The 24,853-nt window shown below is 62.5% G+C and carries 22 protein-coding genes and 1 pseudogene; 13 read left to right on the top strand and 10 right to left on the bottom strand.

Translation table 11 applies throughout. The features are described from left to right. The first annotated feature begins 151 nt into the window (after positions 1 to 151). Both DevBK_RS12760 and DevBK_RS12755 read left to right on the top strand, forming a co-directional pair. Entirely contained in the window at positions 152 to 1,483 is a 1,332-nt protein-coding gene (locus tag DevBK_RS12760; RefSeq protein ID WP_317185727.1) for an O-antigen ligase, read from the top strand. Next, positions 1,480 to 2,421, top strand: a complete 942-nt coding sequence (locus tag DevBK_RS12755) for a glycosyltransferase family 2 protein (RefSeq protein ID WP_317185726.1) — start codon at positions 1,480 to 1,482, stop codon at positions 2,419 to 2,421. The genes DevBK_RS12760 and DevBK_RS12755 overlap by 4 nt, the downstream gene beginning before the upstream one ends. On the opposite strand, the gene DevBK_RS12750 is transcribed toward DevBK_RS12755, so the two are convergent. Next, positions 2,396 to 3,256 carry a DUF6492 family protein gene (locus DevBK_RS12750; RefSeq protein WP_317185725.1) on the bottom strand — a complete coding sequence of 287 codons (861 nt, stop codon included), beginning with the start codon at positions 3,254 to 3,256 and terminating at the stop codon, positions 2,396 to 2,398. The two genes, DevBK_RS12755 and DevBK_RS12750, sit on opposite strands and share 26 nt — an antisense overlap. A gap of 89 nt (positions 3,257 to 3,345) precedes the next feature. On the opposite strand from DevBK_RS12750, the gene DevBK_RS12745 reads away from it, so the two are divergent. Beyond that, entirely contained in the window at positions 3,346 to 4,416 is a 1,071-nt protein-coding gene (locus DevBK_RS12745; RefSeq protein WP_317185724.1) for a glycosyltransferase, read from the top strand. Positions 4,417 to 4,523: 107 nt separating this feature from the next. Further along, positions 4,524 to 5,315 carry a WecB/TagA/CpsF family glycosyltransferase gene (locus DevBK_RS12740; RefSeq protein ID WP_317185723.1) on the top strand — a complete coding sequence of 264 codons (792 nt, stop codon included), beginning with the start codon at positions 4,524 to 4,526 and terminating at the stop codon, positions 5,313 to 5,315. 331 nt (positions 5,316 to 5,646) lie between these two features. On the opposite strand, the gene DevBK_RS12735 is transcribed toward DevBK_RS12740, so the two are convergent. The 4 genes from DevBK_RS12735 to DevBK_RS12720 form a co-directional block, all read right to left on the bottom strand. Next, positions 5,647 to 7,110, bottom strand: coding sequence for a GumC family protein (locus DevBK_RS12735; RefSeq protein WP_317185722.1), 1,464 nt, complete (start codon positions 7,108 to 7,110; stop codon positions 5,647 to 5,649). A gap of 108 nt (positions 7,111 to 7,218) precedes the next feature. Then, the gene (locus DevBK_RS12730) at positions 7,219 to 7,605 is read right to left on the bottom strand and encodes a YciI family protein (protein ID WP_317185721.1); all 387 of its coding nucleotides are present in this window, start codon (positions 7,603 to 7,605) and stop codon (positions 7,219 to 7,221) included. A gap of 66 nt (positions 7,606 to 7,671) precedes the next feature. After that, a complete protein-coding gene (locus DevBK_RS12725; protein WP_317185720.1) occupies positions 7,672 to 8,535 on the bottom strand; it encodes an EamA family transporter in 864 nt (287 codons plus the stop codon). A gap of 24 nt (positions 8,536 to 8,559) precedes the next feature. Beyond that, positions 8,560 to 8,925 carry a GFA family protein gene (locus DevBK_RS12720; RefSeq protein ID WP_317185719.1) on the bottom strand — a complete coding sequence of 122 codons (366 nt, stop codon included), beginning with the start codon at positions 8,923 to 8,925 and terminating at the stop codon, positions 8,560 to 8,562. Positions 8,926 to 9,056: 131 nt separating this feature from the next. Between DevBK_RS12720 and DevBK_RS12715 the strand changes: the two genes are divergently transcribed. The 5 genes and pseudogenes from DevBK_RS12715 to DevBK_RS12695 all read left to right on the top strand — a co-directional run bounded on the left by DevBK_RS12715 (position 9,057) and on the right by DevBK_RS12695 (position 15,326). Beyond that, entirely contained in the window at positions 9,057 to 10,118 is a 1,062-nt protein-coding gene (locus tag DevBK_RS12715; protein WP_317185718.1) for an aldo/keto reductase, read from the top strand. Then, the gene (locus DevBK_RS12710; RefSeq protein ID WP_410494071.1) at positions 10,111 to 10,794 is read left to right on the top strand and encodes a fumarylacetoacetate hydrolase family protein; all 684 of its coding nucleotides are present in this window, start codon (positions 10,111 to 10,113) and stop codon (positions 10,792 to 10,794) included. Before DevBK_RS12715 ends, DevBK_RS12710 begins: the two co-directional genes overlap by 8 nt. Next, entirely contained in the window at positions 10,794 to 11,885 is a 1,092-nt protein-coding gene (locus DevBK_RS12705; RefSeq protein ID WP_061908262.1) for an ATP-dependent RecD-like DNA helicase, read from the top strand. Before DevBK_RS12710 ends, DevBK_RS12705 begins: the two co-directional genes overlap by 1 nt. Positions 11,886 to 12,357: 472 nt before the next feature. After that, positions 12,358 to 14,220, top strand: a pseudogene (locus DevBK_RS12700) (cation:proton antiporter); the annotation flags it as partial. A 665-nt stretch (positions 14,221 to 14,885) separates the two neighbouring features. After that, positions 14,886 to 15,326, top strand: coding sequence for an RrF2 family transcriptional regulator (locus DevBK_RS12695; RefSeq protein WP_061908261.1), 441 nt, complete (start codon positions 14,886 to 14,888; stop codon positions 15,324 to 15,326). 121 nt (positions 15,327 to 15,447) lie between these two features. On the opposite strand, the gene purU is transcribed toward DevBK_RS12695, so the two are convergent. The 5 genes from purU to DevBK_RS12670 all read right to left on the bottom strand — a co-directional run bounded on the left by purU (position 15,448) and on the right by DevBK_RS12670 (position 20,937). Continuing rightward, positions 15,448 to 16,302: a formyltetrahydrofolate deformylase gene (gene purU, locus DevBK_RS12690; protein WP_317185717.1), complete on the bottom strand. Its 855-nt coding sequence runs from the start codon at positions 16,300 to 16,302 to the stop codon at positions 15,448 to 15,450. Positions 16,303 to 16,674: 372 nt separating this feature from the next. Next, positions 16,675 to 17,487, bottom strand: a complete 813-nt coding sequence (locus DevBK_RS12685) for an ABC transporter permease subunit (RefSeq protein WP_061908259.1) — start codon at positions 17,485 to 17,487, stop codon at positions 16,675 to 16,677. A 1-nt stretch (position 17,488) separates the two neighbouring features. Continuing rightward, positions 17,489 to 18,442: an ABC transporter permease subunit gene (locus DevBK_RS12680; protein ID WP_061908258.1), complete on the bottom strand. Its 954-nt coding sequence runs from the start codon at positions 18,440 to 18,442 to the stop codon at positions 17,489 to 17,491. A gap of 175 nt (positions 18,443 to 18,617) precedes the next feature. Next, positions 18,618 to 19,772 carry an ABC transporter ATP-binding protein gene (locus tag DevBK_RS12675; protein WP_062630685.1) on the bottom strand — a complete coding sequence of 385 codons (1,155 nt, stop codon included), beginning with the start codon at positions 19,770 to 19,772 and terminating at the stop codon, positions 18,618 to 18,620. A 58-nt stretch (positions 19,773 to 19,830) separates the two neighbouring features. After that, on the bottom strand, positions 19,831 to 20,937 hold the full coding sequence (locus DevBK_RS12670; protein WP_200913650.1) for a polyamine ABC transporter substrate-binding protein: 1,107 nt from the start codon (positions 20,935 to 20,937) through the stop codon (positions 19,831 to 19,833). 414 nt (positions 20,938 to 21,351) lie between these two features. Between DevBK_RS12670 and DevBK_RS12665 the strand changes: the two genes are divergently transcribed. The 4 genes from DevBK_RS12665 (at position 21,352) to DevBK_RS12650 (ending at position 24,841) form a co-directional block, all read left to right on the top strand. Further along, the gene (locus DevBK_RS12665) at positions 21,352 to 22,299 is read left to right on the top strand and encodes a pseudouridine-5'-phosphate glycosidase (protein WP_317185716.1); all 948 of its coding nucleotides are present in this window, start codon (positions 21,352 to 21,354) and stop codon (positions 22,297 to 22,299) included. After that, positions 22,296 to 23,180, top strand: a complete 885-nt coding sequence (locus DevBK_RS12660) for a carbohydrate kinase family protein (RefSeq protein ID WP_317185715.1) — start codon at positions 22,296 to 22,298, stop codon at positions 23,178 to 23,180. Before DevBK_RS12665 ends, DevBK_RS12660 begins: the two co-directional genes overlap by 4 nt. Positions 23,181 to 23,246: 66 nt before the next feature. After that, complete coding sequence (locus tag DevBK_RS12655) at positions 23,247 to 23,738, top strand: hypothetical protein (protein WP_317185714.1); 492 nt, start codon at positions 23,247 to 23,249, stop codon at positions 23,736 to 23,738. 134 nt (positions 23,739 to 23,872) lie between these two features. Beyond that, positions 23,873 to 24,841, top strand: a complete 969-nt coding sequence (locus DevBK_RS12650) for a zinc-binding dehydrogenase (protein ID WP_317185713.1) — start codon at positions 23,873 to 23,875, stop codon at positions 24,839 to 24,841. The last annotated feature ends 12 nt before the right edge of the window (positions 24,842 to 24,853 follow it).

Genomic DNA, 24,853 nt, shown 5'->3' with positions numbered 1-24,853 from the left:
CATTATGCGCGCTAGAGCCAGTAATCTCACCAAGTGGCGGGTTTTAGCGTTAACGCTCTATCAGCCAATTGCGCTTTGGCTGAACCAATTATGCAGACTTTTCTGGCAGATTGGCCAAAGAAAATGCGGCCCGGACGGGAAGAATAAGACAGTGTCCGACGAGGAACTGCACAATCATAATCCCCAGGGTGGCTGGTTCGCCGCGATGCTTTTCGTGGCGGTATTTTGCTATTTCTGGATCGGTATCAGTCCTTTGTCCGACCCAAAAGCCGGCACGCTCGCCGCCTATGGCGATACGTCCAACGCCTTGAACCAGCTGATTGTGCTGGCCATGTCGATGCTGGTCATGACCATGCTGGCGCTGCATCCGAGCCGGGAGCTGGTGCTCAGGGCCTATTGGCCGCTGGCGGCGATCTTTTTGTGGATTGCTCTGACCATTCCATTCGCCGACTCGCCCGATAGCGCCATCCGGCGCTCGGTCTATTCGCTGCTTGTCTGCATCTGCGCCAGCGCGGTGCTGCTCTTGCCGCGGGACACCAACCAGTTCGCCCGGCTCGTCGGGATCTGTCTGTTCTTGGCGGTGGGGCTTTCTTATTTCGGCGTCATCGTCTTGCCGGCGCGGGCCATTCACCAGGCGACGGACCTATCCGAACAGGCGCTGGCGGGCGACTGGCGCGGGCATTTCGGACACAAGAATACCGCGGCGGCGGCCATGGCCTTTGCCGTGTTCTTCGGGCTTTACCTGATGAAGATGCAGCGGTTCTGGATCGGGCTGGTGCTGGTGGTGCTGGCGGGGATTTTCGTGCTCAATTCCGGGGGCAAGACGGCTGCGGCGATGTTGCCCGCCGTTCTGGTCGCGACCTGGATTTTCGAGCGTGCGGGACCGATGCGACTTGTGCTGGTGGTCGGGACGCTCATTGTCTTCAATGCCATCATCCTGACGGTTGCGGTGTCGCCGCCGGTCGCCGCCTTCGTTTCGGGACTGGGGATCGATGCGAGCTTTACCGATCGCACTTCGATCTGGCAGCTGGCGCTTTCCGCCGTGGCTGATCGGCCCCTGACGGGCTATGGGTTTCAATCGTTCTGGCAGACCGATGCGCTGTTCTACGGCAATCACTCGGCCTCGACCTGGGCCGTGACGGCGGCCAATGCGCATAATGGCTATGTAGATCAGCTGATCAATGGCGGCTGGCCGCTGCTGATCCTCGTTCTTATCTGGATCGTCATCCTGCCCTGCCGGCAGGCTTCGGTGGCGCTGGCGCGAGGGACCGATCCGGACCTGACGCGGCTCTATCTGCGGATCTGGCTGTTCGGGCTTTTGACCAGCTGCCTTGAAAGCCCGATCTTTGAGAATAGCGGGCCGCTGTGGTTCACGCTGCTGATTGCGGTGTTTGGCTTGCGGCTGCAGGCGACCGCAGGACTGGTGGGTGCGGCGCCGCAGCTTGAGCCTCGTGGGCCGCGGTTTGCAGGAGCGCATTCATGAGCCGCGCGATCGAGGCTATCGTTTGCATTCCGACTTTCCGGCGGCCCGATTGGCTGGCGCGGACGATTGGCTCGGTCCTGGCGCAAGAGACCGATTTTGGCTTTGCGGTCGTGGTCGTCGACAATGATGCCGGGGGGCAGGAGGGGGCGGCGCGGGCGCGGACGATGTTTGCCGACCCCGGGGTCGAGATGCGGATAGTGGTAGAGAGCGCGCAGGGCAATTGCCATGCGATCAATCGGGCCTTTGGGACGGCGCTGAGCGAATTTCCGGATGCGCGACACTTTTTGATGATCGACGACGATGAAATGGCGTTGCCCGGTTGGCTGCAGGCCATGGTCAGTACGGCGAAACGGGAAAAGGCCGATATCGTCGGGGGACCGGTGATCCGGCAATTCGATGTGCCGGTGCCCGAAAGTCTCGCGCAGCATCAGTTGTTCGTCTCGATCGAGGGGGAGACGCGGGCGCTCGATCAAATCCATGGCTCGGGCAACTGCCTGATCGGGCGGCACGTGTTCGAGGCGATGCCCAAGCCGCCCTTCGATGTGCGCTATAATTTCCTCGGCGGCGGGGACATGGATTTTTTCACCCGCTGCAAGCAGGCTGGCTTTACCACTTGGTGGTGCGCAGAGGCGGTGGTGCATGAGTTCGTCGCGGCGGAGCGGGTGACCGTAAAATTCCTGATGCAGCGTTCGATCCGGACGGGCAGTATCAACTATGTCGTCGACCGGACGCATTTGTCGGGGCCGGCGGCTTGGGCGAAAAATGGGGTGAGCCTGGTGCTGGGGGCGGGGCGGAGTTTTGGTCTGCTGCTCAAAGGCGGATCGGTCGTCAGCGCCAGCCATCCATTGCTGGTTTCCGTCGGGCGGGTGGTGGCAAGCCTTGGCTTCTTGCCGCAGCCCTATAAGGCTGGCGCTAAGCCAAAGCCGCGGCGCGGATAAGCTCGATCGGCGTGCCCGAATGGGACTGGATGGCGATGGCCACCTGATCCTCGGTCATGCCGGCGATGAAGGCGCCGAGATCCTCGCGGGTGAGCGGGGTACTGTCCCAATGGGTGCGGCAGAGGCTTTTTTTGGTGAGCGCGTGGCGGGCAGCGAGGGCCGGATCATGGGCAGTGGCGACGCCATAGAGCAGATATTCGGAGAATTGGCGGCGGCGGCAGAGGCTGGCCCACCACTTTGCGCCGGTGGTCGCTTCGATGCGGGCAAGAATGGTGGCAACGCTCTCGCGCTCCCAGGTAATCATCTGGCCGATATAGTCGGGGCCGGGAAGTGTGGGCTGGGAGAGGCCGAGGACGGCGTGGGCGGTTTGTAGCCAGGAGAGATGGGCGGGCCTAGTTTCGTCGATGTCGTTTGGCGCCCAAAAAAGCGGGGTCTTCTCGGCGTGGGCGAGGGCGCTGAAGTCGACGGGACGCACGAAGCAGTTGTCGGAGTCGATGCACATGACGCGCGGCTGGCTCTGGTGCAGGGTCATGGCGAGCTTGCGCAATTGCTGCAGGTGCCAGCCATAGACTGGGAGGCCGATTTCGGGGCGCCACCAATAGCGACGACCGCGCCAGCGCCCGACGGAGACAAAGCGCGGCAGGAGCGCGCTGTGGGGCACGACTTGGCGGCGCGGGCCGGCAAGTGGCGCAAAGAGCGAAGCATCTTCGTCGCCGACGACGAGATAATGCCGGTCAAAGCCAGTGACGTGACGATCAATGGAGGCGCAGAGCAGCTGACAGCTCGCAAAATCCCCGGAATAGCTGGGTGTGATCAGCGAGATCGAGGCGGTCATGGTTTCTCCTGCCGGATGGGGCAAGCCGACGTTAACGGGGCGAGGCTAAGGTAGCGTTACCCGGCCAGAGCCTCGGAATCGAGATAGACGTGCGCCCAAAATACCTCGTTCTGATTTCAGCGGCGGCGGAGACGTGTGGGGTCGAGGCGTTTTCGCGGCTTTTGGCTAAGGCGCTGGGCGGCAGGGGAGACACCGCTGTTCTGGGGGCGGGGCTTTCCGGCTTGCACCGGGCCATTGCCGCGAGCGATGCGGTGGTTTTCAATTTTCCGATCGTTGCCTGGAAGAAGAAGCTCCTGGCGCCGGGGCTGACGGCGCTTTTGGCGCGGGTGATGGGCCGGGACGTGGTGAGCGTGCTGCATGAATGGCTGGCGCTCGACTGGAAGCGGCGGATCGTCTTGATGCCGGTCGTGCTGCTCTCGAACCGGCTGGTGTTTTCGGCGCCCGAGATTGCGGCGGAGTTTGCAGGAACGCGGCTTTCGGGGCTCGTGACGCGGGAGCGGGAGGTCATTCCCATTCCGCCCAATATCGCGCCCGAAATGGTGCCGCGGCCGACGGTCCATAGCGCGCGCCTACAAGAGATGCAGGCGGCGGGGCGGATGATCCTTGGGCAGTTCGGCTCGATCTATCCCAAGAAGCAGTCTGGGCTCGTGCTCGATGTCGCGGCGCGCCTCTTGGCCGAGGGCCACGATGTGGGCGTCGTCTTTGCCGGCTCGTTCATCAAGGGAATGGACGATGTCGAGGCGCAGTTTTTTGCGCGGGTCGAGGCGCTGGGATTGCGCGATCAGGTGATTGTCACGGGGTTTGTCGCGAGGGACGATGAGTTGGCCGGCATATTCGAAGCGGTGGACGTGTTCTGCTATATTTTTGCCGAGGGGCTGACGGCGCGACGTGGCAGCGTGCTGGCCGCGGCGCTTTCGGGCAAGCCCGTCGTCGTCAATGCGCCCGAGCATGATGAGGCGCTGGCCCATCATCGACTGTTCCTAAGGTTAATAGCCGAGGGACAGATCCATCTCGTGCCGTTCGAGGCCGACATTCCCGCCATTGCCGAGGCGGTAATCGCTGCAAAATCGAGTGCTCACAGCACCTTGTCTGCGGAGGCGGAAATCGATACGCTTTGGCAGGACATTACTCATCGTCTTGACGGGCCGGCAGCTCGTTAAAATGCGATCTATCGTTCCAAACGGCCATTAATGCTTCGCCTAGTCTGCGTTTTACACCTCCTGCCCCCCATGGCACTGCTGATGTGACGTAGTTTGAAGGTAAGCCCATGAAGCCTTTCGAGCCCACGAAAGACGGCTTGGTCATCGAAGAACCGACCACCGTCATCGGCGGACTTCCCGTGTCGGTTCTCGGCATGGAAGAGTCTGCGCGCATGCTCGTGCGCACGGCACTCTGGGCGCGTGGCCAGGACGTGCGTCCCTTCTATTCGACGTCCGCCAATGGGCAGGTGATCGCGCTCGCTTCCGAAGACGAGGCGTTTCGCGCGCTGGTGACTGAGGCCGACCAGGTACATGCCGACGGGATGCCGATGGTCAAGCTCTCGGGCTATGTGGCGAGCGACGAAATCACCGAGCGCGTCGCCACCACCGATCTCATCCATGCCGTCGCCCGGCTCGCTCAAAAGGCGGGCGTCAGCTTTTATTTTCTGGGCGCAACGCCGGAGGTCAATCGGCGGTCGGTGTCGAACATGCGCTGGCGCTATCCCAACCTGATCTTTGCCGGAGCCCGCGACGGCTATTTCAGCCGGGATCAGGAAGCAGCGGTGATCGCCGAGATCGTGGCCACCAAGCCGGACATTCTCTGGATCGGCCTTGGCGTGCCCAAGGAGCAGGAATTCGTCGCGCGCAATATCGAGGCGCTGCGCGGGGTCGGGGTGATCAAGACCGCGGGTGGCCTCTTCGATTTTCTTTCGGGCAAGAATAGCCGGGCGCCGAAGTGGATGCAGGATATCGGCATGGAATGGGCCTATCGCGCCATTCTCGAGCCAAGGCGGCTTTTGGGGCGCTATATCAAGACCAATCCCGCCGCGCTCTGGCAGATTATCTTTCATTCGAAGTAGTGGCGGTCATCCGGGCGAGGATTTTCGCTGAAGCGGGATGACGTTTTGGGAGGCGGGCATGCCCCAACCTCTGTCTTTCCCTCGGGCTTGACCCGAGGGTCACTTGCTCATGCCGAAATGTTGTGGCTCCCACACGGGCCCTCGGGTCGAGCCCGAGGGAAGGGCGGTGGTTGGGGAAGAGCTGTGCCCTGAGGGAAGAGGGTGGCTTGTGGCTGGTCCAAATGTGTTTGGATTGGACCGTCGCCAGGTGGGCGGGGATCGAGCTTGAGATCTGAGGATGGGCCCCGGCTTTCGCCGGGGTGACAGCCAGTGGGGTGGGAGCTGCGACGCTTTAGGCGGCTTTGACCCTGGTCTTTTGCGCGCGGCGCGGGCGTTGGGGCATGAGGGTGGTGAGGAGGCCGAGAGCGGCGGCGAGGGCTAGGCCAAGCATGAGGCCGCCGAAGAAGCCGCCGGCGGCGAGGACCATGCTGCGGGGCGGATAGCTGCGGGCGATGGGTTCGACAGCGGGAGAAATGACGCGCACTTTTGAGGTGTTGAGCTGGCTGCGTTCGGCAACCTGCTGGGCGCGGGTGAGATAGGCTTCATAAATGGCGACGCTCGAGGCGGCGGTGCGCTCGAGCTGGCGCAGTTCGAGTTGGGCCTGTTCGTCGGTAAAGACATTGCCCATCTGCGTGCCGGCCGCATTGCTGAGCTGGTCGAAGACATCGCGGGCGCGCTGGAGATCGGTGCGGGCGGTCTCGACGGTGCGAGCCACTTCGGCATCGATCTCGCCCTGGAGCGCAGTCTGTTCGGCGCGGGCGGTCGCAAGATTGGGATGGCGCGGGCCCATGGTGGCGGCGAGCGCATCGGCCTTTTGCTTAGCGATGGCATATTCGCGGCGGAGCTGGGCGAGGGTCTCGGTTTCCTGCGCATCGGCGCTGGCCGTGCCGGAATTGAGAGCGGCATAGCGCGCCTCGGCAGCGATCAGCGTTTCGCGCGCGGTATCGACCTGGGTGTTGATCTGGACGGCGCTCTGGGTGCTAAGCTGGCCATCGCTCGACATGGGGAGGTTATTGGCCCGGCGATAATCGACGACGGCAGATTCGGCGGCGGCGGCATCGTTGCGCAATTCGGTCAGGCGCAGGTTGAGGGCATCGGAGGCGTTGCGCGCGCCCTCGGAATCGGCATCGGCCAATTCGACGAGGAAGGCATTGACGAGAGAATTGGTGATGGCCGCCGAAAGGGCGGGGGTGCGGGCCCAGGCGGAGGCCGTCACGACATAGGAGCGTTCTTCGCGGCTGACGCGGACGCGATCGGCAAGGGAGCGGATGGCGGCGAGGCGATTATCGGAGCCGGCCTGGTTCGCATCGGCGGGATCGGCGAAATCGGGATTTTCGGCGAGGTTGAGTTCATCGACGACGCGGCCGAGAACGCTGATCGAAGAGAGGATGCGCATCTTGCTTTCGACGTCGATCAATTGCGCATCGCCCTGGGCGGCGCGGGAATAGAGATCGTCGGCAACGAGCTGGAGATCGTTGGGATCAAGCAAAATATCGGAATAGCTGGTGTAGCGCGGCGGAATGATCGTGCCCGCGGCATAGCCCGCTATGGCGCCGAGAACGGCGAGCACCAGCGCGATGAGCCAGAAGCGACGAACCCAGCCGAGAATGACGATCGGGGTGATGGTCGCGAGGACCGCCTGAGGCGGCTTTGGCTGCACAAGCGGCTCGATACGCAGCGGGCGCTGCCCAATCGGACGGCGCGGAAGCCCGGCGGGGGCAGGCGCAACAGCATCGGATTTGAGTGGCTGATACATGCGGCTCGGCTGTCTGACAGTTTTCCGAGCAGCACTATAGGCGAGAAGCGTAAAATCCGCGTTGCCAAATGCCCAACGCGGTTAAGCAGATACTGCCTCGGGCCTTGGTCAAACTGCGACTGTGTCCGGCAGGGCGCTTGGCAAATAGATGCGGAGCGGGCGGATTTCATAAGCGCCGGGGCCGGGATTGGCGACCGAGAGCTTTTTGGCGAAATCGACGGCTTCATCGATGGTGTCGACGTCGGCGACGTAAAAGCCGAGGAACTGCTCCTTGGTTTCGGCGAAGGGGCCGTCAAAGACCACGTGCTCGCCATTGGCCTTGCGCAGGGTCTTGGCCTCGGTGGTATTTTGGAGGCGCACGACGGGGCCGAGCTTGCCGACGGAGCGCAGCCCATCCTGGACTTCGCCGAGGCGGGCCATGCAGGCGTCGTCTTCTTCCTTGGTCCAGGTCGAGACGGCTTTTTCGTCGTTATAGCAGAGAATTGCGTACAGCATGGTGGACCTCGCTCCCGACACACTCACGGGCAGGCACTATGCTGATGGAACAGGAAAAATCCAGCCTTAGTGTGCGATCGGTGCCGGTTTCGGGATGGTGGCGGTGGCGCCGATCGAGGCGAGGATGATGGCGGCCATGCCAAGGATCTGCAGGAGCGTCAGGGTTTCGCCCAGGATGACGAGGCCGGAGAGGGCCGCCATGGCCGGTTGACCGCTCATCAGAATGCCGAAGAGGCGGGCGGGGATCAGCGGCAGGGCGACCATGTCGAGGGTATAGGGGATGGCGCTCGAGAGGAGGGCAACGGCAATGCCGAGGGGGAGGATGGTGGGGTCAATGAGGGCTGTACCGGCCGTCGCGATGCCGAAGGGAAGGGCGATGAGCGCGGCCGTTGCGACGCCGAGCGCGGCGATATGGGGGCCGCCACCGGTGCCGGCGCGCTGGCCGAAAATGATATAGCCGGCCCAGCAGGCACCGGCGCAAAGGGCGAGGGCGACGCCGACGGGCGAGATATCGCCGGCAAAGCCAGTCCAGGGCAGAAGAAGCGCGAAGCCAGACAAAGCGAGGACGATCCAGAGGAAATCGAGCGGGCGACGGGCGCCGAAGAGGGCGACGGCGAGGGGGCCGGTGAATTCGAGCGCGACGGCAATGCCAAGGGGAATGTGTTCGAGCGCGGCGTAGAAGGTGAGGTTCATGGTGCCCATGACGGCGCCATAGAGTAGCACGGCGCGCCATTGCACGCGAGTGAGGCGATAGCGCCAGGGGCGGAAGACAGCGATGAGCACCACGGCGCCGATGGTGAGGCGGAGCGTGGTGGCCCCGGCTGCGCCGACAAGCGGAAACAGCATTTTGGCAAAGCTGGCGCCGGTCTGGGTGACGATCATGCCGAGGGCGATCAGCAGCACGGGGAAGAGAACGGAATTGGGCCGCACGATCGGGCTTTCGGAGGAAAATCGTTAGATGAAGAGGCCGGTGCCCGCATCGTCCTTATAGCGGATCTGGGCGGCGGCGAGGATTTCTGGATCGAGCAGGCGCGCGTTGATGCCGAGGCTCTCACGGCTTGCCTTGCGCGGATACCAGTGGGTCACGCAGCCGCAACCGGAGCAGCGGTGGAAATCGACGTTTTTGCCATTCCAGGCATAGGTGTCGGTGGGCTTTTCTGACGTGATGGTGACATCGGCTATGGCGTAATAGGTCCAGAGCACGCCATAGCGTCGGCAGAGGCTGCAATTGCAATGGGTGATTTCGGCTGGCGCCTTGGGGAGGCGGATCGAGACCGATCCGCAATGGCAGGTGGCAAGGACGTGTTCTGCGTGAGCCATGATGATCCCCGATTGCTGGGGCTGCTTAGCGGGTTGCGGGCACGGGCGCCATGGGAATTTCCAAGAGCAAGATTGACCCGACTCCCGCAAGTCTTTAGCCCTTGGGGAGAAGAACAAAGGAGGAATGGCCGATGGAGTATCGCTATCTCGGACGATCGGGGCTGAAGGTCTCGACCCTGACCATGGGCACCATGACCTTTGGAGGCAGCGAGAAGATCGGCAATACCGATAAATCGGCGGCGGCGCGGCAGGTCGATCTCTGCCTCGATGCCGGGATCAATCTCTATGACACGGCCAATGTCTATAATGCCGGCGTGTCCGAAGAGATCTTGGGCGAGGTGTTGAGCGAGAATGGGCGCCGGCAAAAAGCGCTGATCGCGACCAAGGTGCGGTTCAAGATGGGCGATGGGCCCAATGATATCGGGCTGTCGCGGCACCATATCATTGCCGAGTGCAAGGCGAGCTTGAAGCGTCTCAAGACCGATGTGATCGATCTCTACCAGGTGCACGAATGGGACGGGCGGACGCCGATCGAGGAGACGATGGAAGCGCTCGATACGCTCGTGCGCCATGGCCATGTCCGCTATATCGGGTGCTCGAATTATTCGGGCTGGCACATCATGAAGGCGCTGATGGCGGCGGGGGTTCGGCACGGCGAGCGGTTCGTGTCCCAGCAGATCCACTATTCGCTCCATTCGCGCGATGCCGAATATGAACTGGTGCCGATTTCGCAGGATCAGGGTCTGGGGATCCTGGTCTGGTCGCCGCTGGCCGGCGGGCTGCTTTCAGGAAAATATCGCCGCAATGGTGGGCCGGAAAGCGGGCGGCACGTCGGCGGCTTCCGCGAGCCGCCGGTCTATGACTGGGACAAGCTCTACGATGTCATCGACGTCGTCGTTGCCATTGCCGAAGAGCGCGGCGTATCGGGCGCGCAGGTGGCGCTGGCCTGGCTGATCGGGCGGCCCGGCGTGACCTCGGTGGTGATCGGCGGGCGCAACGAAGAGCAGTTTCGCGACAATCTCCTCGCCGCCGATTTCAAACTGAGCGAAGTGGAACGCAAGCGGCTGGACGATGTCAGCCGGCCCAATTTGCTTTATCCCTATTGGCACCAATCGTTTACGGCGCAGGATCGCCTGAGCCCGGTCGATCTCGACCTCATCGGACCCTATGCAGAGGATTTCAAGCGTGGCTGATTTTCTATTCGAGCCGCATGCCCCGGTTTCCATCCCCATCGCGCGCGGTGGGCTCTTTGCCGTGCGGCGCGTCTATTGCGTTGGGCGCAATTATGCCGAGCACATCAAGGAAATGGGCAATGACGTAAAGGACCCGCCATTCTTCTTTGCCAAGCCCGCCGATGCCGTCGTCGTTGGTGGCGCTGGCATCGACTATCCGCCGCAGACTTCGGACTTTCACCATGAGGTGGAGCTGGTTGTTGCTATCGGCAAGGATGGGGCGGATATCGCGGCGGAAGACGCGCTGACCCACGTTTATGGTTATGCGTGTGGGCTTGATATGACGCGGCGCGATCTGCAGGCGGTGGCAAAAAAGGCAGGGCGGCCGTGGGAAATGGCCAAGGGGTTCGATCAATCAGCACCGATCGGGACGATCGAACCGGCCGAGGCCATCGGGCACCCGACGAGCGGGGCGATCACGCTGTTGGTCAATGGCGAAGAACGCCAGCGCGGCGATCTCGGCGACCAGATCTGGAGCGTGCCCGAAACTATCGCTTATCTCAGCCAATTCGTGACGCTGCGGGCAGGTGACCTGATCATGACCGGCACGCCGGCTGGCGTTGGCCCGGTGGTGCGGGGCGACAGGATCGAGGGCGCGATTGCGGGCGTGGGCACGGTGCGGACGGTGATCGGCTGATGGCGCATATCTGGTCCGGACAGCAGGATGCCGCGCTCGTTGCGGTATCCAAATGGCTCAAGGACAAAAACGGTCCGCAGGTGTTTCGGCTGTTTGGCTGGGCCGGGACCGGCAAATCGACGCTGGCCGTGCATCTGGCGCAGGATATCCGCTCGGTCAAATATGCGGCCTTTACCGGCAAGGCGGCGCTCGTCATGCGCAAGCGCGGCTGCAAGGGCGCACAGACCATCCACTCGCTGATCTATACGCTCGTCAGCGAAAAAGAGGGCGAGCCGCGCTTCGTGCTCGACCCCGAAAGCCCGGCGGCGGATGCGGACCTGATCGTCATCGACGAAGTCTCGATGGTCGACGAGCAGCTCGGCGCTGATCTCCTCAGCTTTGGCACGAAGATCCTGGTTCTCGGCGATCCGTTCCAATTGCCGCCGGTGCAGGGGGCGGGCTTTTTTACGGCCGAAGAGCCCGATGTCATGCTGACCGAAATTCACCGTCAGGCGGCCGACAATCCGATCATCCAGCTGTCGATGGCGGTGCGCGAAGGCGGGTTTTTAGAGCATGGCCGCTATGGCGAGAGCATTGTCGTCGGGCGCGATAAGGTCGATCGCGATGCGGTGCTTGAGGCGGACCAGGTGCTGGTGGGGCGCAACAAGACGCGCCTGACCTATAATGATCGGCTGCGCGAATTGAAGGGACTGCCCTTTCATGAGCCGGTGGTGGGCGACCGCATGGTGTGCCTCAGAAACAATCCGCGCAAGAAACTGCTCAATGGGCAGATCTGGATCGCGACCGATGTGACCCGGCGCTCGAACGGCAAATGGAGCCTGATGCTCGCCGATGATGAGGGCAAGGGCGAAGCGAAGGTGCTGACCCACAAGGCCTTCTTCTCAGGCGAAGAAGAAAGCATGGCCTGGACCGAAAGACGGCAATTCGACGAATTCACCTTTGGCTATTGCCTGACCGTCCACAAGGCGCAGGGCAGCCAATGGGACAATGTGTATCTGTTCGACGAGAGTTTTGTATTCCGCGAGGAGCGGGCGCGGTGGCTGTATACCGGGATCACGCGGGCGGCGGAGAAGATTACGATTGTGAGTTGAGGGGGGATTTTTGCCCTCACCGTGCTTCATCTCAGTCATCGATCTTCCCTCGGGCTTGACCCGAGGGTCACTTGGCCGATCCCGGATGTGGTGGCTCCCGCATAGGCCCTCGGGTCGAGCCCGAGGGAAGGGCGGAGTTCGCGGGAACGGATTAGTAGCCCCGAAATGGCGAGACTGCTTCTGGTTGCGTGGGCGCTCCACCTTGATAGCTGAGGATAGGCCCCGCTTTCGCCGGGGTGACATCTGGTGGTTGTTGAAGGGGTGAGGCAAAGCCCAAGACGCCAGGCCATTCCTGGCTGAACGGGGGATGAATGGGGGCGACATCATTCAGCCAAGTTTGGACCGTTTCTGACTTGCATTGCCGTGTTCCGCCAAGGGATTGACCCAGGAGGGCGATCCGCGCTTGCGTGGGAAACGGCGATACACCACTATTGCCATAGAGATTTCCCCTCAAAGCCCCGGAGCCCTGTCCATGCACCATGGTACCCCCCTGATCTCGACGATCGTCGCGGGTCTGGTGCTGGCCTATATTTTCGGGATGATCGCCAACCGGCTGCGACTGCCGCCGCTCGTGGGCTATCTTTTTGCCGGTGTGTTGGTCGGGCCGCATACGCCAGGCTTTGTCGCCGATCAGGCGCTGGGCGCGGAGCTTGCCGAACTTGGCGTCATCCTTCTCATGTTCGGCGTGGGTCTCCATTTTTCGCTCAAGGATTTGATGAGCGTGCGGGCGCTCGCCATTCCGGGGGCCATTGCGCAGATTGCCGTCGCGACCGCGCTGGGCGCGGGGCTGGGAACGCTCTTGGGCTGGCCGATCGGCGGGTCGCTGTTGTTTGGTTTGGCGCTGTCGGTGGCGTCGACCGTGGTGCTGCTCAAAGCCTTGCAGGATCGTCGCTTGATCGAGAGCGAACGCGGACGGATCGCGGTCGGCTGGCTGATCGTCGAAGACCTTGCCATGGTGCTGGCACTCGTTCTGGTGCCGGCGATCGCGAGCCTCAATGGCGTCGATACCGGGGTGCATGACCCCTTCGTGTCCTTCGTCGAGCGGATCGTCAACGCGCCGGTGGGAATCTGGGGCGTGCTGATTATCACGCTCGTCAAGGTTGCGGCCTTTGTCGGCTTCATGCTGATCGTCGGGCGGCGGCTCATTCCCTGGGCGCTGCATCTGACGGCGCATACCGGGAGCCGCGAACTGTTTCGGCTGGCCGTCCTCGCCATTGCGCTCGGAGTGGCCTTGGGGTCGGCGGTGCTCTTTGGCGTGTCGCTGGCGCTCGGCGCGTTCTTTGCCGGCATGATCCTTTCGGAGAGCGAACTCAGCCATCGGGCGGCCAACGAAACGCTGCCGCTGCGCGATGCCTTTGCGGTCTTGTTCTTCGTCTCGGTGGGTATGCTTTTTGATCCCACCATCATCATCACCAATCCGCTGCCGGTGCTGGCGACGGTTTTTATTATTGTCGTCGGCAAGTCGATCGCGGCTTTTGGGATCGTGCTGCTGTTCCGGCGGCCGGTGGGGACGGCGCTGACCATTTCGGCGAGCCTGGCGCAGATCGGCGAATTTTCCTTCATTCTCGCAAGCATGGGCGTGAGCCTCGCCATCCTGCCGCAAGAGGGGCAGGACCTGATCCTGGCCGGGGCGCTGATTTCCATCGTGCTCAACCCGATCGTTTTCTTCCTTCTGGAGCGGATGCGGCCAAAACTTGAGACGCGCTATGGGCGGCCAGTGGCCGCGGCTGCAGCGGCGGGCGATGGGCGGGTGGAGCCGGGTGAATTTGCGACTGTGTCGCAGGGGCCGGCGACGAGCGATATTCCGCGTGAGGCGGGGATCGAGCGCGGGGCGCTGGGGGCGGACGATGATCTCACCGAGCCGCTGACGCTGAGCGGGCACGCCGTGCTCGTTGGCTATGGGCAGGTCGGGCGGATCGTTGCCGATGGTCTCAAAACGTCCGGGCGCGACGTGGTGGTGATCGAGGATTCCGATCATGACGTGGCGGCGGCGCGGGTCGCTGGGCTCGAGGTGATCTATGGGAATGCGGCGAGCCAAGATGTCTTGAAACTCGCCAATCTTGGTGGGGCCAAGAACCTTCTTGTCGCGATCTCAAATGCATTCGAGGCGGGGTCGGTGGTCGAGAGCGGGCGCAAGCTCAATCCCGAGATATCGATCGTGGCGCGCGCCTATTCGGAAGAAGAAGAGACGTTCCTTCGCGGGCTGGGGGCCAGTGTGGTCATTCGCGGCGAGCGCGAAATCGGCAAGGGGATTTTGGCGCTGTTGCAGGCTGGGGAAGACAAGCCGGCCCCAGTGACGCCCGAACCGGACGAGCCGAAACTGCCGCCGACGGAGAATATCGTGGCGCAGGCGGCCGGCATGGCGCTGGCTGTGTCGCCGATTGCCGAAGTGGTCGAGATCGTGCGGCCGGAGGCGACGGAAGTTGAAGTGCTCTATGCGCCGACGGTGATCGAATTGCCGCCGCCGGCTGTGAAGGAGCCGGAAGCCCCGGTGGTGCCACCGGCGGAGGTCGTCGAGATCGAGGCGGAGACGGACGAGCCGGCCGAGGTTGCCGGTAGGGACGAAACGCCATCGATTGGCGAGCCGCCGGCGGCCATCGATGAAGTGGTGGTTGTGGCGCCGGAGAGTGCTGAACCTGTTGAGCCTGCGGCGCCTGCGGTTGAAAAGGCGGTGGTTCCGGAGCCAGTGGTGGAGGTAGAGACGCCGACTTTGGTGGCGTCGGACCTGCCGGTGGTGGGGCCGGTCGAGCCTGTGATCGCCGTTACGCCGGCAGCGCCTGTTGAACCGGTCTTGGCCGAGGAGCCGGCAGCGGACGTGGTTGCCGAGCCGGCCTTCGAAGAGGCGCCTAAACCGTCGCAAACTGTTGCAGAGAATGGCGAAAACGGTGACAGTGGGGCCGAAAAGCCCGCTGCGACGGATGACGAGCCCGATGCGGACGCGGCCAATACCGAGACGCCGGGCATTCCGGTGGTCAAGCCGGAGCCGAGGGATTAGGCGCGATGATATCGCAAAAGGCCAAATATGCGTTGCGGGCTCTGGTGGCCCTGGCCCGCGCCGGTCGGGGGGAAAGCCGGATGATCGGCGAAATCTCTCGCGACCAGGCGATCCCGAAGAAGTTTCTTGAACAGATCCTGCTTGAGCTTAAGCGCGCTGGGTTTGTCACGAGCCGCCGAGGGCGCATGGGCGGATACGAACTGGTGCGGGCGCCCGAGGAGATCATGTATGGCGAAGTGTTGCGCCTGATAGACGGGCCGATCGCGCCGCTGCCGTGCCTGTCCAAGATCGCCTATCGGAAGTGCGAGGATTGCAAGGACGAAGCGGCTTGCGAGATCCGCCATGTGTTCGAGCGCGTGACGCTGGCGACGCGGGCGGTGCTGGACCGGACGAGTTTGGCGGATTCGCTGAATCTGGAGGATTTGCCGGTGGATGAGGTGGCTTAGGGTCCGGCCTCTGGGCATTCTCGATTGTCACCCCAGGCCTGACCCGGGGCCTATCCTGAGATCTCAAGATGGGTCCCGGCCTTCGCCGGGATGACATTCTGTGGTTGTGGCGCTTAGGCGCCTAACCGAAAACCACCGTCTTCTTGCCATTGAGCATCACCCGGCTTTCGAGGTGCAATTTCACGGCTCGAGCAAGCACGCGGCTTTCGATGTCGCGGCCGGCGGCGACGAGGTCGTCGGGGCTCATGGCGTGGGTGACCCGGGCTGTTTCCTGCTCGATGATTGGGCCTTCGTCGAGATCGGGCGTGACGTAATGGGCGGTGGCGCCGATGATTTTGACGCCGCGCTCATGGGCCTGGTGATAGGGCTTGGCGCCCTTAAAACTCGGCAGGAACGAGTGGTGGATATTGATCACCTGGCCATAAAGGCGGGTGGAGAGATTGTCCGAGAGCACCTGCATGTAGCGCGCGAGGACGACGAGATCGGCGCCGACGGATTTGACGATCTCGAGCACCTGGGCTTCCTGGTCGGCCTTGGTGTCCTTGGTGACGGGCAGGTAGTGGTAGGGAATGCCGGCGTCTTCGGCGATCTTTTGCGCGTCGACGTGATTGGAGATGATCGCGGCGACATCGGCATCGAGCCAGTTGACGCGGATTTGGTAGAGCAGGTGAAGGAGCGTGTGGTCGAATTTACTGACCAGCACGACGATTCTCTTGCGGCGGCTTTCGTCGCTGAGCGCGGTCTTCATGTCAAAGCGCTCGATGGGTGAGCGGAGCGCCTTTTCGATGCGGTCGCGGCCCATGCCATCGGGCGCGGTGAAGGCGAGGCGCATGAAGAAGCGGCCGGTTTCCTTGTCCCAGAACTGATTGGATTCGGCGATATTGGCGTTGAGCGCCGCAAGTTCGGTGGTGACCGCGGCGACGATGCCCGGGCGGTCATTGCACGAAAGGGTCAGGACGAAATTGGCCGAGGACAAGGCGGGCCTCCGGAGAAAGAGTGAGGCCAGCGGTATCAATGGCCCGCGGCTTTCCGTCAAGCCCTTGCGGGCGCGGGCCGTCCCTCGGGCCAGAAAAAGGAAAAGGGCCGCTCCGCGGAGCGACCCTTCCCTGAGTGACAGGCGCTGAGCCTGAGGAGGCGCGTGCTAGCCGAGATCACTCCCTGACTGCACCGACATTCCCAGGACCTCGAGCACCGAATTCTCAAAAGACACTGGATCACCTCCTTCACGTTGGTTGAACATGTGAGGAGCTTGCGCCTCATTTTTCGGCTTGTCTAGTCACAAGATTTTCACGGGGCGGTGACCCCCACCTAACCTCCCCCTGGGAGGGGGAGGGATCGGGCCGGTGGATCAGGCTCTAGCTTTTTTCGGCTTCGTGCGGAGCTGGATGATCGTCGCGATCAGGACGCCGGTGGCCACGATGCCGATGATGATGGTGGCGAGGGCATTGACGTCGGGAGAGACGCCGAGCTTGACCTTGGAGAAGATCACCATGGGCAAGGTCGAGGAGCCGGGGCCGGAGACGAAGCTCGCGATCACCAAATCGTCGAGCGAGAGCGTGAAGCCGAGGAGCCAGCCGGACACGAGAGCCGGGGCGATGATCGGGAGCGTGATATCGAAGAAGGTGCGGACGGGCGAGGCGCCGAGGTCCATGGCAGCTTCTTCAAGGCTCCGGTCGAAATCCGATAGGCGCGACTGCACGACGACGCAGACATAGGCCATGCAGAAGGTCGAGTGGGCGATGACGATGGTCAACATGCCGCGGCCACGGGGCCAGCCGATAAAGCTTTCCATGGCGACGAAGAGCAGCAGGAGCGCGAGGCCAGTGATGACATCAGGCATGACGAGCGGAGCCGAGACCATGCCGGAAAAGAGCGTGCGACCACGGAAACGGCGGAAGCGGACGAGGGCGACGGCGGCCAGTGTGCCGAGGACGAGGGCGATGCTGGCGCTGAGCGCGGCGATCTGGAGGCTGAGCCAAGCGGCATTGAGCATCTGCGGATCGCGGAACAGCTCGCCATACCACTTGAACGAAAAGCCGGACCAGACGGTGACCAGCCGGTTTTCATTGAACGAGAAAATGACGAGCGAAACGATGGGCGCGTAAAGGAAGGTGAACCCGAGGGCCGCTGCGATGGGGAGGAACCAGCCACGACGGAACATGCTACTTCTCCACCACGGCGCTTTGGGCGCGCTGCATCAGCATGATCGGTACGACGACGACGACCAGCATGGCGACCGCCACGGCGGCGGCGCGTGGCCAATTGGCGGCGGTAAAGAACTCGTCCCAAAGGACGCGGCCGATCATCAGGGTTTCCGGCCCGCCGAGGAGCGAGGGGATGACGAATTCGCCAATGGCCGGGATGAAGACCAGCATGGAGCCGGCGATGATCCCCGGCAGCGAGAGCGGCAGGGTAATCGAGAGGAAGGTACGCATGGGGCGGCCGCCAAGATCGGCGGAGGCTTCAAAGAGCGACACGTCGAGTTTTACCAGCGTCGTATAGAGCGGCAGGATCATGAAGGGCAGGTAGGTGTAGACGATGCCGACATAGACGGCGAAATCGGTCTGCATCATCACGAGCGGTTCGATGCCGAAAAGGCCGAGGAGCTGGTTGATGACGCCGTTGCCGCGCATGAAGCCGGTGAGCGCGTAAACGCGGAGGAGGAATGAGGTGAAGAAGGGGAGGATCACCAGCATGAGAAGGATGTTGCGCCAGCGATCGTCGGCACGGGCGATGGCATAGGCCATCGGATAGCCGACCAGCAGCGTGATGACGGTCGAAATCGCCGCGATGCGGATCGAGGAGAGATAGGCCGCAACATAGAGATTGTCGGTGAAGATGCGGATGTAGTTGGAGAGGTGCAGGGTGAGTTGCACCGTGCCGTCCTCGGTCGAGAGGAGGGCAGAATAGGGCGGGCGGCCGAACTGCTTGGTCGCGAGCGAAATGCCGAAGACCACGGCAAGCGGCACGAGGAAGAAGATCAGGAGCCACAGGGCCGGCGCGAAGAGCACCAGCATGCGGCCGGAAATGCCGACCTTGGCGAGGCCACGTTCGACGGCGTTCCAGGGTTTGAGGCGCCGCGGTGGCGGGATGGTGGGGTCGTGGGTGGCGGTCATGGGGCGGCCCCATTGGTGCAAATTGGCTCGGTCCGCTCCCTCTCCCTTGGGGGAGAGGGTTGGGGTGAGGGGGCCTTGATGGCAGCGTGAAAAGGAAAGGCCCCCTCACCCGGCGCTATGCGCCGACCTCTCCCCCGAAGGGAGAGGTGGCCTTCGGCCATGTGGCACAAAATGGTCATACCGTGAGCACCGAGCCGGAGCTGTCGCCCCAGGTGACGTAGACTTTTTCTTCCCAGGTGATGGCGTCGGGGTTGCCGCGGACGGAGTTGGTTTGGCTGACGCGGATGCGTTTGCCGCTTTCGAGGGCGACTTGGTAGAGCGAGATATCGCCGAGATAGGCGATTTCTTCGACGACGCCGGAGGTGACGTTGGCGTCGTGGAGCGCTTCGGGCTTTTCGCGGCTCAGGGACATTTTTTCGGGGCGGATGGCCCACCAGAGGAGCTGGTCGGGGGCGCAATCGACGCCGTGGCCGACATAGATGTCGCAGCCGAGTTCGGCTGAGCGGATGCGGACATGGCCCGGCTCATCCTCGGTGACGACGCCTTCGACCATATTGGCCGAGCCGATGAAATTGGCGACGAAGCGGGAATTGGGGAATTCGTAGATGTCGGTGGGCTCGCCGATCATGGCGATTTCGCCCTGGTTCATGACGCCGATGCGCGTCGCGAGCGTCATGGCTTCTTCTTGGTCGTGGGTGACGACGATGAAGGTAACGCCGAGCGATTCCTGGATTTTCACCAGTTCGAACTGGGTTTCTTCGCGCAGCTTCTTGTCGAGCGCGCCAAGGGGTTCGTCGAGGAGGAGGAGTTTGGGGCGCTTGGCGAGTGCGCGGGCGAGGGCGACGCGCTGGCGCTGACCGCCGGAGAGCTGATGGGGGCGGCGGCGGCCATAGTCCTGGAGCTTGACGAGGCTCAGGAGTTCGGCGACGCGATCGGCAATCTCGCCTTTGGGCAGATGATCGCGCTTGAGGCCATAGGCAATGTTCTGCTCGACAGACATATGCGGGAAGAGCGCATAGGACTGGAACATCATGTTCACGGGACGATTATAGGGCGCGACATTGGTCATGTCCTGGCCGTCGATCTCGATGGTGCCCGAAGTCGGGGTTTCGAAACCAGCCAGCATGCGCAGCAAGGTTGACTTGCCCGAGCCCGAACCGCCAAGGAGGCAGAAGAGTTCGGAGCGGTAGATGTCGAGCGAGACGTCGTTGACCGCAGAGACGTCGCCGAATTTTTTCGTGACGTTCTTGATGCGCACGAAAGGCTTATGGTTTGCAGTATCGCGCCATGGACGCGTATCGACTGCAAGCTGCTGCGGCTTCTTGGCCATGGCTGACTCTACGAAAAAGAGTGAAGGGGCGACCCGGATGGATCGCCCCAACTTAAAATTACTGGCCCGTTTTGATGCGGGTCCAGGTTCGGGTCAAGACCTCTTCGAATTCAGGCGAATGGGCCTTCATGGTGAAGCCCTTGGCGAGGGTTTCGGCCGAGGGGTAGATCGAGGGATTGGACTTGACGTCTTCGTTCACGAATTCAAGCGAGGCCGGGTTTGGGTTGGCGTAAAACACCGTGTTGGTGATGTCGGCAACGACCTTGGGCTCGAGGATATAATTGATGAACTTCATGGCATTGCCCGGATGGGGCGCATCAGCCGGGATGGCGAGGAAGTCATAAAGGGTAGGCGCGCCTTCCTCGGGGATGAGGTAGGCAATCTCGGTGCCTTCGGCGGCAGCGTCCGCGGCGATGAACATGTCGCCGGAATAGCCCATGGCGAGGCAGATTTCGCCATTGCCCAGATCGTCGATGTATTGCGAGGAATGGAAATAGCGGATCGAGGGCTTGATGGAGTTGAGGAGCTCCTCGGCCTTGGCGAGGTCTTCTTCGCTTTCCGAGTTGGGATCGAGGCCGAGATAGTGAAGCGCGGCGCCGATGACTTCGGAGGGGCTATCCATCACGGCAACGCCGCAGGAGGCGAGCTTGCTGACGGTGGCTGGATCAAAAAGAATGTCCCAGCTCGTCGGTGCTGCATCGGTCCCGAGGGCTTCGGCGACCTTGGCCTTGTTGTAACCGAGGCCGATGGTGTTCTGCATATAGGGAATGCCATGGGCATTGTCGGGATCGAGCGCTGCGGCTGCTTCCATGGCGGCGGGATCGAGATTGCCGATATTGGTGAGCTGGGCCTTGTCGAGCGGCAGGATCAGGCCGGCCTTGATCTGGCGTTCAAGGAAATTGCCCGAGGGGACGACGATGTCATAGCCGGAATTGCCGGCGAGAAGCTTGGCATCGACGATCTCGTTATTGTCGTAGACGTCGTAATTGACCTTGATGCCAGTCTGCGCCTCGAAATTGGCGATGGTATCTTCGGCGATATAATCGGACCAATTATAGACGTTGAGGACCGGCTCTTCCTGCGCGAGGGCAGGGCTTGCGGCCAGAAGGGCGCCAAAGGCGAGGGCGAGCGTCTTGTTCATAACCTCAAAGCTCCTGATGGAAATTCGATTAAAGGCATTGGCCCAGGGCAGGGCGGTGTTGCGCCGCAAGCGGCAGGCGTCGCGGGGAAAACCGCGTTCAAGCCCGAGGGCTCATCTTGGAGTGCTCGCGGCGGAAACGTACGGCAAATCGGGATGCGTTAGGAGAGGGCGCCCAAGGGCGCCCGGGAGTGTCGCTGCGATCGGCCCATTAAGGGGCGAATATCGAGGCGCAAGGCGCGCGCCGTCAACAAATGACCTGGTCAGCGAAGTGCCCTTTCCCGCTCGGATAAGGGGCAAACTAAAGCCATTTTCCTAGGGCGACAAGACGCACCAACAGAAGTTTTTCTTGCCGCTTGACCGCAAAAAGCGGCAAGCGCAAAAGCTCGATCCAAACCGGCAGGGACAGCACCTGCCTCAACCTTTTTTTAGGGGGCACCGATGACCGGCAAGGCCTATCTCTCGATTTCGGCAGACGTGAAGGCCGCGCTTGCCGCCGGCAAGGCGGTCGTGGCGCTTGAATCCACCATCATCACCCATGGCATGCCCTATCCGCAGAACCTTGCCATGGCCAAGGAAGTGGAAGATGTGGTGCGGTCAACCGGCGCGACGCCGGCGACCATCACCATCATGGATGGGCGGCTTTGTGTTGGCGTTTCGGGCGAAGACCTCGAGCGCCTGGCGCAGGAAGGCCACAAGGCGGCAAAGGCCAGCCGGCGCGACGTGGCGGCGCTGCTCGCCAATGGCGTAATGGCAGGCACGACCGTTGCGACGACGATGCAGATCGCGGCGCTGGCCGGAATCAAGGTTTTTGCGACCGGCGGTATCGGTGGCGTCCATCGCGGGGCCGAGGACAGCTTTGATATTTCGGCTGACCTTGAAGAGCTGGGGCGGACACCGGTGGCGGTGGTTTGCGCGGGCGCCAAGTCGATCCTCGATATCGCCAAGACGCTCGAAGTGCTCGAAACCAATGGCGTGCCGGTGTTGGGCTTTGGCACCGATCATTTCCCGGCCTTCTGGGCGCGCGAGAGTGGGTTTGGCGTCGATCACCGCTTCGACGATGCGGAAGGCGTCGCCAAGATGCTGGCGATCCAGGCCGATCTCGACATGGGCGGCGTGCTGATTGCCAATCCGATCCCGGCGGAAAACGCCTGGGAGGCGAGCGCCATCGAAGGCTTTATCGCGCAGGCGCTGGCGGATGCCGATGCCAAAGGGATCAAGGGCAAGGCGACGACGCCGTTCCTGTTGCAGCGGATTTTCGAACTGACCGAAGGCAAGTCGCTCGTTTCCAACATTGCGCTCGTCAAGAACAATGCGCGGGTGGCCGGCGAGATCGCCGTGGCGCTGGCCAAGGTGCAGGCCGGCAAAGCGCCCGTTCGCCGCGCATGAGCAAACGCGTTCTCGTCGTCGGCGATGTGATGACCGACGTCATCGTGCGGCCCGAGGGGCCGGTGGTGATCGGCTCGGACCGGCGCGCGGCGATCGAGACGCGGCCGGGCGGGTCAGGGGCCAATCAGGCGGTGTGGCTTGGGGCTGCGGGGGTCGAAGTGGCCTTTGCGGCGCGGGTCGGCATGGTCGATAAGGCGAGTCACGAGGGCCGGTTTCGGCTGCGCGGGGTGACGCCGTGCCTGTCGGGCGACGAGAAACTGCATTCGGGCATGCTGGTGACGCTGGTCGATCCGAGCGGGGAGCGCAGTTTTCTCACTGATCGCGGGGCCAATCTCAATCTTTCGGCCGAGGATCTGCCGGATAGTTTGCTCGACAATACCGGGCTGGTGCTGGTTTCGGGGTATAGCTTTTTTGCGCCGGGGCCGCGGGCGGCGGTGCAGTCGCTGCTTTCCCGGGCGCGGCGGCGGGGGACGGCAGTCGCTATCGATCCGGCTTCGATCGGGTTTCTGGGTGAGGTTGGGCCGGCGTTTTTTCTCGACTGGGTCGGCAAGGCGGACTGGATCTTTGCCAATGGCGACGAGGCGGCCATGCTGACCGGGACGGAAGATCTGGTGCTGCAGATGGAGCGGCTCGGGGCGCAGTTCGAGCGGGTCGTCATCAAGCGCGGGCGGGATGGCGCGGCGCAGGGTGGGGCCGGGGGCATGGTTATGAGCCTGCCGGCGCCGACGGTCGATGTGGTGGACTCGACGGGCGCCGGCGATGCCTTTGCGGCCGGGTTTATCGCCGAACTCATGGCGGGGCGCGACCTCTCGGTCTGTCTCGCGCATGGGATCGAGAACGGCGCGCGCGCCGTACAGTTTGTCGGCGGACAACCTCGTTAGCGTTTTGCCGTCTTTTCTCCACTTTGGGTCGCGACACCTGTGGCCCGAGCATGGAGGACTTTTGTAATGCTGAAAAAAATGATCATCGCCAGTCTGTTGGTGGCGGCTGGGGTGCAGCAGGCAGCGGCGGATGGCAAGGTCTATGTCAAGCTGCCCGATCTTTCGTCCTATACCGATCATCGGGCGGAAGAATTTCTGACCGAAGTGGTGCTGGCCAATGTGGTGTCGAGCAATTGCGCGGGCTTTGAGATCACCGATGCCGAGTGGTCACTCCTAACGGATTCGGCCGATATTCTGGCTTATGGGCAGCTCAAGCTCAGCACCGACGACTATGACAGTTATTTCTATAAGCCGGCTTTCGATGCGCTCGATAAGCCTGAGACCTGCGAAGAAAAGGGTCCGGGAGTCGAGCAGGTGTTGAGCGAACTCGTGGCCCAGGGTGGGTCGCGCGATCCGCTGCCGGACCAGGAAAAGGCTTATGAAGAATGGCGCGCCTATATGGATGCGCTTGAATCAGGCGCCAGCACGCCGGCGCCGACAAAGACCAAGACCAAGTAGTTGTAACGGCCCGCGAGAAATTTGCGGGCCTTGCCCTTTCGGCACAGACGAGCCATGCGCACGACGAATAGGCGCACTGGTTGACGTTAACGGCAATTAGCCTATGTGAACCACTTAACTGAAAGGAACTCGCGATGAAGCGTGCGGTCTATTCCCAATTTGGCACTCCCGAAACCGTTCTCAAGTTTGAAGAGGCGGACCGACCGCAGCCGGGTGAGGGGCAGGTTCTGGTGAAAATGGTGCTTTCGCCCATCCATAACCACGACCTCATGACCATTGCGGGCCAATATGGTTTCAAGCCGCCGCTGCCGGCCGTGCCGGGCACCGAAGCGGTCGGGATCGTCGAGGCGCTGGGTGCGGGCGTGACCAATTTGAAGGTGGGTCAGCGCGTGGCGGGCGGGGCTGAACAGACCTGGGCCGAATTTTATACCGCCAATGCCGCGCGGCTCGTGCCGGTGCCCGATAGCGTCAGCGACGAGACTGCGTGCCAGCTCGTGGCCATGCCGCTTTCGACCAAGATGCTGCTCGATACGCTCGAGGTGAAGGACGGCGACTGGATCGCCATCAACGCCGCCAATGGCGCTGTGGGCAAACTGCTCGCCCAGTATGGCGCGGAAAAGGGCGTCAAGGTTTTGGGTCTCGTGCGTCGCGCTGCGGCGGTCGATGAACTGGCCAAGACCGGCTTTACGACCGTCGTCGCGACCGAAGGCGCCGATTGGCGCGACAAGGTCCGGGCGATTACCGGTGGTGCACGGATCGTGCGCGGCATTGAATCGCTTGGTGGCGACGGCGCCAATGAACTTTCGAGCATTCTGGCCGATGGTGCGCAGCTTGTCAGTTTTGGCGCGATGACCAATACGCCGCTCAAGATCTCGGCCGGCGAATTGCTGTTCCGCAATATCACGGTCAAGGGCTTTTGGGGCGCGAAGCCGCCAGTGAAGCCTGAGCGGGTTGGCGTTCTGCTCGGCGAACTGATCAAGGACGCGGCCGAGGGCAAATTGGTCCTCGATATCGAGGCGGCCTATACGATCGACCAGGTGGCGGAAGCCGCCAAGGCGAGCGGCGAACCGGGCCGCAAGGGCAAGATCGCCATCAAGGCTTAAGAGAAAAGACCC

It is taken from the genome of Devosia sp. BK (assembly GCF_032907385.1).
GTDB lineage: Bacteria > Pseudomonadota > Alphaproteobacteria > Rhizobiales > Devosiaceae > Devosia.
The sequence above is the reverse complement of the archived record's forward strand: the minus strand, read 5'-3'. Positions and strand labels throughout refer to the sequence as shown.